Source organism: Methylomonas lenta (genome assembly GCF_001644015.1).
Lineage (GTDB): Bacteria > Pseudomonadota > Gammaproteobacteria > Methylococcales > Methylomonadaceae > Methylomonas > Methylomonas lenta.
In genome coordinates, this window is sequence record NZ_LUUI01000124.1 from 1 (window position 1) to 8,444 (window position 8,444).

At 40.5% G+C, this 8,444-nt stretch carries 10 protein-coding genes; 8 read left to right on the forward strand and 2 right to left on the reverse strand.

Translation table 11 applies throughout. The features are described from left to right. Positions 1 to 466: 466 nt before the first annotated feature. The 8 genes from moaA to moeA all read left to right on the forward strand — a co-directional run bounded on the left by moaA (position 467) and on the right by moeA (position 6,957). Complete coding sequence (gene moaA, locus A1359_RS14940; protein ID WP_066984725.1) at positions 467 to 1,501, forward strand: GTP 3',8-cyclase MoaA; 1,035 nt, start codon at positions 467 to 469, stop codon at positions 1,499 to 1,501. Then, positions 1,501 to 1,677, forward strand: a complete 177-nt coding sequence (locus A1359_RS22510) for a hypothetical protein (RefSeq protein WP_157200568.1) — start codon at positions 1,501 to 1,503, stop codon at positions 1,675 to 1,677. Before moaA ends, A1359_RS22510 begins: the two co-directional genes overlap by 1 nt. 44 nt (positions 1,678 to 1,721) lie before the next feature. After that, positions 1,722 to 1,955: a MoaD/ThiS family protein gene (locus A1359_RS14945; protein ID WP_036254066.1), complete on the forward strand. Its 234-nt coding sequence runs from the start codon at positions 1,722 to 1,724 to the stop codon at positions 1,953 to 1,955. A 16-nt stretch (positions 1,956 to 1,971) separates the two neighbouring features. Continuing rightward, complete coding sequence (moeB, locus tag A1359_RS14950) at positions 1,972 to 3,102, forward strand: molybdopterin-synthase adenylyltransferase MoeB (RefSeq protein WP_036254065.1); 1,131 nt, start codon at positions 1,972 to 1,974, stop codon at positions 3,100 to 3,102. Between the two features lie 4 nt (positions 3,103 to 3,106). Next, positions 3,107 to 3,538 (forward strand): molybdenum cofactor biosynthesis protein MoaE, encoded by a 432-nt coding sequence (locus A1359_RS14955; RefSeq protein ID WP_066984728.1) that lies wholly within the window; start codon positions 3,107 to 3,109, stop codon positions 3,536 to 3,538. Between the two features lie 108 nt (positions 3,539 to 3,646). Continuing rightward, positions 3,647 to 4,579 (forward strand): bifunctional molybdenum cofactor biosynthesis protein MoaC/MoaB, encoded by a 933-nt coding sequence (gene moaCB / locus A1359_RS14960; RefSeq protein ID WP_066984731.1) that lies wholly within the window; start codon positions 3,647 to 3,649, stop codon positions 4,577 to 4,579. 45 nt (positions 4,580 to 4,624) lie between these two features. Continuing rightward, on the forward strand, positions 4,625 to 4,924 hold the full coding sequence (locus tag A1359_RS14965) for a MoeA family protein (protein ID WP_232322272.1): 300 nt from the start codon (positions 4,625 to 4,627) through the stop codon (positions 4,922 to 4,924). Positions 4,925 to 5,664: 740 nt separating this feature from the next. Continuing rightward, positions 5,665 to 6,957, forward strand: a complete 1,293-nt coding sequence (gene moeA / locus A1359_RS14970) for a molybdopterin molybdotransferase MoeA (protein ID WP_066984745.1) — start codon at positions 5,665 to 5,667, stop codon at positions 6,955 to 6,957. A gap of 374 nt (positions 6,958 to 7,331) precedes the next feature. Here moeA and A1359_RS14975 read toward each other — a convergent pair whose 3' ends face one another. After that, complete coding sequence (locus A1359_RS14975; RefSeq protein ID WP_066984748.1) at positions 7,332 to 7,892, reverse strand: carboxymuconolactone decarboxylase family protein; 561 nt, start codon at positions 7,890 to 7,892, stop codon at positions 7,332 to 7,334. A 144-nt stretch (positions 7,893 to 8,036) separates the two neighbouring features. Continuing rightward, the coding region (locus A1359_RS14980) for a TetR family transcriptional regulator C-terminal domain-containing protein (protein ID WP_232322271.1) at positions 8,037 to 8,444 on the reverse strand (408 nt) is incomplete at its 5' end.

Sequence of the window (8,444 nt, forward strand, 5' to 3'; positions counted from 1 at the left end):
AATCGATAGACTCCTTACCACAAACATTCTAAATCATTATACCTGTCATGAAAATCATCGAGTCGATAGGCTGTAAAAGCGTCAACTCTTCCAAAGTTTGCGCGGAATGATTGCTCGTCCTTAATTGTAAACATAAACATGAGCTCGTGCGTGGAAGTTCGTTCAGTAATTGATCCGACTACACTCGTATAAATCAGCCTTTTCGGCTGCTTATAAAATACGGTCACGGAAATTGTGTAAAACTCAAAGAGCCAAAATCTTAATTAAAAGAAATACAGCATATGCTAATGATTTTTTTGTCCTTATTAAATAAAAAATCAGTAAAAACGTTTTGTATATCTAGCGCACTATTTAAATTAACTTCGAGCTTGCAGACGATTTAAATATGATTGTTGGGTTCATGGCCTCGATAGGGTTTTGCAAGAAACAGCAAAGCTTCTCGAACTTGAAAAGGAGTAAAATAAGCGTGGATTATTTACATACTACACACCAAAAAAATTCAACAGCTTCCCTTCTGATTGATTCCCAGGGGCGTCATTTAAATTATCTGCGGCTTGCTGTTACCGACCGTTGCAATTTCCGTTGTACTTATTGTATGCCAAAGGAGGGAATTGATCTTAAAGCACGTGATGATATTCTGCGTTTTCAGGAAATGGAACACCTGCTTGGACTATTTTTGGATTTAGGTGTAACCAAAGTGCGCATTACCGGTGGTGAGCCTTTTGTGCGTAAAGGCCTGCCTGATTTTTTAATCAGAATAAATCAATATGAAAAACTGGAAACAATCAATTTAACAACGAATGCCTATTTTTTAGAAGATACTATTCCATTGTTTCAAAAAATAAAATCAGGCAGTATTAACATCAGTCTTGATTCGTTAAAGCGAGACGTTTTTTATAAAATTACCCGACGTGATGATTTTGAACGGGTGTGGAATAGCATTGATAAAATTCTGCTAACGGATCTGAACGTTAAATTGAACATGGTGGTTCTCAAAGGCGTCAATGACAATGAAATTGTTGACTTTGCTATGTTGGCCAAAAGTAATAAAGTTGAAGTCCGCTTTATTGAACAAATGCCTTTTAACGGCGGGCACTTTTCAAACGATACACTTTCTGCAGAAGAAATTATCAAAACTTTGCAGAATTCTTTTCCTGAAATGATCGAACATCTTAAAATGTGTTCAACTGCCCGGATTTTTGAAATCCCTGGATTTAGGGGAAAAGTCGGCATCATCGCCGGTCATTCCAGAACATTCTGTTCAACATGCAGCCGTTTAAGGCTCACTCCCGACGGCACATTCAAAACCTGTCTCTATGATCATGGCGACGTAAATTTAAAAGACATGCTGCGCTCAGGAAAAAGTGATCAGGAAATAAAAACGGCAATTAGAGATGCCGTGTCCAAAAGGGCAAAAGACGGATTTGAATCGGAACAGCGTACGCAGCAAATAATTCATTTTTCAAAAAATCATCTTTCAATGGCACAGATAGGTGGATGATGGAAAAACTTAAAAATAGATTTTTATTTTCGGAATGGTCTGGCTCCATTGGTGACTTGAGAACACTATTACCGCTGGCAGTTGCGCTTGCTGTTGGTTTCATTTCTTTTGCCACACCTGACGATCGCACTGGTAGCCGGATTGATATAAGAGTAAAAGCTATAAATTTTATTTAAACAGAGAAACATAACCCGTTTCCATTAAAACGTAAGGAAAAACTATGCAGGTTAATGTGATTTTTTTTGGTGTTCTGAGTGATGTGGTGGGGAAAAACATGTTGACGATTCAAGACACAGGCAATATGACTGACTTGAAAAGCAAGTTAATCACAAATTATCCGAATTTAAAAGACTATACGTATAGAATGGCTGTAAATCAGCAAATGGTTGAAGACAATTACCTTCTTTTTGATAACGATTCGGTCGCAGTTATGCCCCCCTTTGCTGGGGGCTGATTTTTTAAAGGCAACCATGAACCTAAATAAAGAGGAAATTCAGTATTATCACCGCCACTTGATTTTACCTCAGATTGGCAAAACAGGACAACAGGCTTTAAAAAAAGCAAAAGTACTGGTCATCGGTGCAGGCGGATTGGGCTGCCCTACTTTAATGTATCTATCTGGAGCCGGTGTCGGCAGGGTTGGTATTGTAGATCCCGATAAAGTTGCGGTTTCTAATTTGCATCGCCAGGTGTTGTATGGCTTTTCACAGGTTGGAGAATTCAAAGCCGAAGCCGCAGTAAATCGTTTAAAGGATCTCAATCCCAATATTGTTTTAAAGGCATACACTCAAAGATTGTCTCCGGAAAATGCTGTCGATTTGATTTCCCAATATGATGTCGTTGTTGATGCTACAGACAACTTTCCAACCCGTTATTTGATTAACGATTTTTGTGTTTACCTGGATAAACCTTTTGTTTCAGGATCAATAGACCGCTTTCAGGGACAGTTGAGTGTATTAAATTTTACAGATAATCAAGGCAATAAATGCCCAACTTATCGCTGCCTGTTTCCCAACCCCCCGGCGCCCGAAACAGCACCAGATTGTTCGCAAAATGGTGTCATTGGCGTTCTTCCGGGAATTATCGGTAATTTGCAGGCAAACGAAGTTATAAAAATGATCTGCGGAGTAGGCGAAGTTTTATCAGGAAAAGTTTTGATGTTCGATGCATTGAGCAATCAAACAATGCTGTTTTCCATTCAACGAAACGAACAGGCTGTGCAGCAGGCTTTGCAAAATGCCCCGGATTTTGAGTCATTTGATTATGAAAGTTTTTGCAGTTCAAGTCAGCAAAAAATAAATGAAATCAGCGCTGTTGATCTGCACAAAAAATTACAAAACAACGAAAAAATACAATTGATTGATGTTCGTTCGATACCCGAATTCCAAGAGGAATTGCCGAATGCTATTCGCATCCCGCTAAATAATTTGCAGGCTAATATTCATAACATATTGAAAAACGATTGCCAGGTTGTTTTTTATTGTGACCACGGAATCAACAGCATCCGGGCAATTAGAATGCTGCCAAATCATCAAACACTTAAAAATGTATTTAATCTTACAGGCGGTTTGGTAGCCTGGTTGAAAGAGGAAAAAAAATAGAACCATGAACGCCAGAAATTATTTTATCCAGGGAGCTATCGATCCGGTTTTTATCGGTGAGCAGATAGCAAAACATAGCTCTAAACATGATATAGGCGCCCATTCTATTTTTCTCGGTCAGGTACGTGCTGATGAAAAAGTGGGGAAACATGTGGCCGGAATTGAATACTCGGCTTATGAAGACATGGCCAACCAGGCGTTTTCAAAAATTCGTGAAGAAGCTTTTGAACAATGGCCGTTAAATTGTCTGCACATATACCATAGTACCGGATTGGTAAAAACCGGAGAATTATCTCTTTTTGTTTTTTGCTCTTCCGGGCATCGTAAAGAAAGTATTAAAGCGATGAAACAGATTGTTGAAGGTATTAAACACAAAGTTCCCATCTGGAAAAAAGAAATCATGGAAGATGAATCTGTGCACTGGGTTCAGGAATAACTTTTAAGAACATTTTTATCGGAAAATGCAAGGTCAGTTGAAAATGTAATTTTTCTGGTAATTTATTCAATTAAATGCAAAAACAAAATAATAGTTTAAAAATACAAAATGATCGATATTAGTCCAAAATTCAGCACATTAAGATATGCGAAAGCCGAAGGAATTTTAACGGCTAATTCGGAAACAATAAAACGGGTGACTGAAAAAACTGTTCCCAAAGGTGATGTTTTACAGGTTGCACGGGCAGCAGGCATAACCGCTGCGAAAAATGCTGCTGCCTGGATTGTGTTTTGTCATACTCTTCCTTTGGATTGGGTGGGTATAAGTTTTGATATCGGCAAAGACACCATAAAAATTTCAGCGGAAGTAAAAGCAATCTGGAAAACCGGTGTTGAAATGGAAGCTATGGCTGCAGTTACGGGCGCGCTGTTAAACGTCTATGATATGCTTAAACCGTTAGATGAAAACATCTCTTTTTCCGATGTAAAACTGGTTGAGAAAAAGGGAGGCAAAAGCAGTTTTATAGAATATTTTGCCGAACCATTAAAATCGGCTGTTCTTGTTATTTCTGATTCAACATATGCCGGAAACCGCGAAGATACGTCCGGAAAAATCATCAAACTATTTTTGGAAGATAAAGACCTCTCGGTTCCGGTCTATGAAATTTTACCCGATGATTCAGACCAAATATCAAATCGCTTGCGGCAACTAGTAGCTGAACATTTTGATCTGGTAATTACAACCGGTGGAACGGGTTTTAGCCCTAGGGACATAACTCCGGAAGCAACGGCCAAAGTCATCGAAAAAGAAGCACCCGGTCTGGCTGAGACTATACGCCGCCATGGTAAAGAACGCACACCTTATGCAATGTTGTCACGCGAACTGGCTGGCATCTGCGACAAAACATTAATCATTAATTTACCAGGAAGTTCCAAAGGTGCGCAGGAAAGTATGGAAGCACTTTTCCCTGGACTTTTACATGCTTTCCCTATGCTGTGGGGTGGCGGACATGATGAAGAAAAACGCTGGGTAAAAAAGTGATATCCATAAATTAAGCTATTGAAATAATGAAGGAAAATATGCCTAATAGAAACACGCGTTGTTGCAACATCTGATTCTCTTGGCTATGTTCTTGCCGAAAAGACGCTAGCAACAATCTCTTCGCCCCCTTATACAAACAGTGCTTTGGATGGCTTTGCTGTCTCCTGGCAGGATGCCGAAAAAACAAGAGAAAATTATCCCGTTGTGCTACCTATTGCCGAAGAAAGCAGCGCAGATTTTCCGGTTGGAGAAAAAATAGTGCCCCATTCTGCTTACCGAATCATCACTGGTGCAATTGTTCCTGAAGACCTGGATTCGGTTGTGCCTAAGGAGTTAGAAACTTAGTTTCCGAAGGAGTTCAACTGCATTCGCAGCGGCTTCGGAGTATAACTAAATTGTCGAGTTTTTGTGACTTTTGGGCACATTAATTGAATTGATATAACAAGAACCTGCTTTGAAAAAAAATTACGTTAAACAGGGTTGACGGTTAGCTCCATCAGCAACTATGCAACTGGTAATATTTAACGGCCATATAAACTTAGCCCCTCATGCGGTGATGGCTGAAATTGATTGCTAATGGTTGCACTGGTGGAGCTAACCGTCCATCGTGTTTGTTGAAATAAATGCTATTAAATAGAGTAAGCAGCTTACAGACCTTCATCATCAATAATATCAGTACATTTGATGCGCGTGTACTGGGTTTGGGTGCTTATTGCCCAGGCGTTTTCTTACCTCCAAAGAAGTTCGTTAATTTCGACTCTTTCGCTAAGTAGCGAAAAGGTGATGAGGGTCTTTTTAACACATGCGTCAATAATAAAATGCAGAAAATTAATCAGTAGTAGGACAACACACTTGTATTGCGATTTAAAAGAAACACAAACTATTAACAATAACCCACGTAAGCAGAGTGTTGAAGTTTTGGATGGACGTTGGCTTTATCAACGCTATCGAGTTCATCTTATCTATTCTTTTCAGGCTATGGTAGTAACTTTAGCAAAAGGTAATATGATAAGTCATATCAGCAATATGGAACAAATCAGAAGTGTATCGGCAACAGTGAGTGATCATGATAGTTTCGGAGTGTTATGCCTAATAATATAGATAGCGGAAGACTTCATCTAAGCAAATCAAGTTGCGGTGACGAGCATGATCCAACAGCAATAACTGTTGATGTTGCACAGCAATTTATTATAGATTGCATAAAACCATTGGCTTTTACGAAGCAAGAACGGTTGTCTTTGCGACAATCCATTGATCGTGTGTTGGCTGAAGATATTATTGCTGAAATGAATGTTCCTCCTTATGACAATTCGGCGATGGATGGGTTTGCCTTTTGTGCCGATGATATACCTCGGAATGGGACTGTCACATTAAAGGTAGTTGGGAATAGTTTTGCCGGTCATCCATTTCTTGGGAGATGCACAAGTGGCGAGTGTGTCCGCATAATGACAGGAGCAGTGATTCCTGCCGGTTGCAATACGGTGATCCCGCAGGAGCATGTCGAAATGCTCGGCGCAGCAAGTATTAGAATTGATGGTCGTACTAGACTAGTAGAAAATATTCGATTCTTTGGTGAGGATATTCGATTAGGACAAACAGTATTGACATGTGGTCGACGGTTAACGGCGGCAGATTTAGGGGTGTTGTCTTCCTTAGGCATCAATAATGTTGCTGTAATGCCGCGCTTGCGGATAGCCTTTTTTTCCACAGGTGATGAATTGCAGCCAATAGGAGAAGCCTTACAGCTTGGACAGATATACGATAGTAATCGAAATGTCCTGTTTGGGATGTTGAGCCGCTTGCATTGCAATATAACTGATTTAGGCGTGGTTGGTGACGACCAAATACAACTGCACAATATATTGCAAGAAGCTGCGAAAAACCATGATGTCATTATTAGTAGCGGCGGAGTTTCGGTCGGAGAGGCAGATTATATACGTCAAGTGTTGAACGAATTAGGCGAAATTGTTTTTTGGAAGGTGGCAATGAAGCCAGGACGACCATTAACCTTTGGCCGTCTAGAACAAGCATTGTTTTTTGGTTTGCCAGGTAACCCAGTGGCGATGATGGTAAGTTTTAACCAGTTTGTGCATCCGGCACTACAGCATTTAAGTGGCGAAATCGTTCGTCCGCCTTTAATTTTACAAGCGATGAACAGTTTGCTTTTAACAAAACGAGCGGGAAGAGTAGAGTATCAGCGCGGCATTTTGATCCAGGCGTCTGATGGCGGGTTGACAGTATGCAAGACCGGTGAGCAAGGTTCTGGTATTTTACTTTCCATGTCGCAAGCCAACTGCTTCATAATCTTGGCAGCTGATCAAACCCGAGTGGAAGCTGGTGAAAAGGTTATCGTGCAACCTTTTGGTAACTGGTTATAAAGTTTGAGTAAAAAAACTGAGTTAAGTAATTACGAACCGATTAATTAAACAAAATTCTGACATGCTTCGTCCTTAACAAATACCGATGGGACATTTTTAGCGCTCAACTGGTTCGCAACAGTTAACAAAGATTGTTGAATCCGCGCCTTAGATCCCTCCGCCTACATAAATAACGACTAGCCCTTCGTTACACTCACCGCTTTCTAACTGTGCTCTTCTCGTTCGAATATCAAAAAGATGCTCTATCCCCGATAAGTGCGATTCAACCCTGAATCACGCTTATCGGGTTATTCCTGTCTCAAGTTACGATCCTCAGCGCGGTAGAAAGGGATAACGGAAGCGTTCCCTGCCAATTACTGAACTGCGAAGCACAACTATGAAGCAAGCGATTTTTCCAAGTTTGCCGCCCAACCGGAATAGCCGATTGTAGGCAAAACTGAAGCCCCGGTTTGATGCGCGGTTTCCGGATCGACATCGACACCAACCCCATTGACGAATCGGTTCATAAAATTGACCACGCAGCAGATGCACACCACATCAAAAAAGGCTTGTTCATTCCATCCCTCAGCATAAATTGCATCGACATCTGCTTTGGTGACTTGCGTAGGCGTTAGTGTAAGTTTTTTGGCGTAGATCAATATCGGCTGTAGTTTTTTATCGACTTTAGGCGAATCAAGGTTAATCTTCATGTCACCGAATATCGATTCATCAATTCCGTAAGCGGTGGCTGCAGGCACATGAGAATGAAAACAAAAACTGCAGGAATTTAAGCCGGATATATAAGTGAAAATGAGTTCACGCTCGCCGTCCGTCAAAGGCGATTCTTCTCGCATGATGTCGTCGATGAGGTGCAAAATCATAATACCCCTTTTAGGATATTTTTGAAAAACGTCTGGTAGATTAGTCGTGCCTGGACTAGAAAGTAAAAAAGACATGTTGTTCTCCTTGGTAAAGTTGAAATTGAATTAAAAAATTAGTTAGTTTTAAGCTAAAAATCACCTCCCTAATTCGATTGAAAATTATGTACTGATTGGTACATAAATAATAAAAAAATATGGCCGGGATCATTAAAATAATGATTATTGGTTTGGAAAAACAATCGACAACGCGATAGCCCCTACTTGTTCAAGATTTTCCCGGCAAGGCTTGGCAACTCCCAGCACCTGGATTCCATAAAAAGCAGCGGTTAAGTAGGAGGACAATACCTGTAGATCGCGGCCTTTAGATATTTCACCTGTGGCTTGCGCTTTTGACAGGATTTCGAGAATAACATTTTCTAATTGTGATATCCCCATATTGACGATTTCCGCAACTTGGGGGTCTTGACCTCGAAACTCCAACACTGCTTTACCTAGCATGCAGGTTTTTTGTTCGTTAATGGTTCGCTCAATCAATTGGTCGAATAACTTCCTTAATGATTCGTAGGCAAAATTTGCTTCTGGCAAGGCCTTTAAATGTTTGAACAACATGGCCCGGTGGGAGCGAAG

What these genes read in the sequence shown, in the direction of transcription:
- A1359_RS22510 (WP_157200568.1), top strand. Translation starts at nt 1,501, where the DNA reads ATGGAAAAACTTAAAAATAGATTTTTATTTTCGGAATGGTCTGGCTCC.
- A1359_RS14945 (WP_036254066.1), top strand. Translation starts at nt 1,722, where the DNA reads ATGCAGGTTAATGTGATTTTTTTTGGTGTTCTGAGTGATGTGGTGGGG.
- moeB (WP_036254065.1), top strand. Translation starts at nt 1,972, where the DNA reads ATGAACCTAAATAAAGAGGAAATTCAGTATTATCACCGCCACTTGATT.
- A1359_RS14955 (WP_066984728.1), top strand. Translation starts at nt 3,107, where the DNA reads ATGAACGCCAGAAATTATTTTATCCAGGGAGCTATCGATCCGGTTTTT.
- moaCB (WP_066984731.1), top strand. Translation starts at nt 3,647, where the DNA reads ATGATCGATATTAGTCCAAAATTCAGCACATTAAGATATGCGAAAGCC.
- moeA (WP_066984745.1), top strand. Translation starts at nt 5,665, where the DNA reads ATGCCTAATAATATAGATAGCGGAAGACTTCATCTAAGCAAATCAAGT.
- A1359_RS14975 (WP_066984748.1), bottom strand. Translation starts at nt 7,892, where the DNA reads ATGTCTTTTTTACTTTCTAGTCCAGGCACGACTAATCTACCAGACGTT.